Raw genomic sequence first — 239 nt, 5'->3', positions numbered from 1 at the left:
GGCCAATGCCTGCTGCGCGGCGACACTGGCAGAATCGGCGCGCAGCACCGGCACGTCGGGGCCCAGTATGGCCCGGGCGCTGGCGATGGACTCGGGGTTGACGCCGGTTACGATGACGCGGGCACCCTCGGCGAGGACCTGTTGTGCAGTTTCCAGGCCGATGCCGCTGGTGCCGCCGGTGATGAGGGTACGTTTGCCTGAAAGACGTGACATGGGATGCTCCGGGAGATGCGGTGCGG

At 68.2% G+C, this 239-nt stretch carries 1 protein-coding gene; it reads right to left on the bottom strand.

Annotation, left to right across the window (positions count from 1 at the left end; genetic code table 11):
• Positions 1-213: SDR family NAD(P)-dependent oxidoreductase (locus tag ACQG3P_RS22880; RefSeq protein WP_426806327.1), on the bottom strand; the 213-nt coding region annotated here is incomplete at its 3' end.
• Positions 214-239 lie beyond the last annotated feature (26 nt).

The sequence above is a fragment of the Stenotrophomonas sp. SrG genome (assembly GCF_050031795.1).
Taxonomy (GTDB): domain Bacteria; phylum Pseudomonadota; class Gammaproteobacteria; order Xanthomonadales; family Xanthomonadaceae; genus Stenotrophomonas; species Stenotrophomonas rhizophila_A.
The sequence above is the reverse complement of the archived record's forward strand: the minus strand, read 5'-3'. Positions and strand labels throughout refer to the sequence as shown.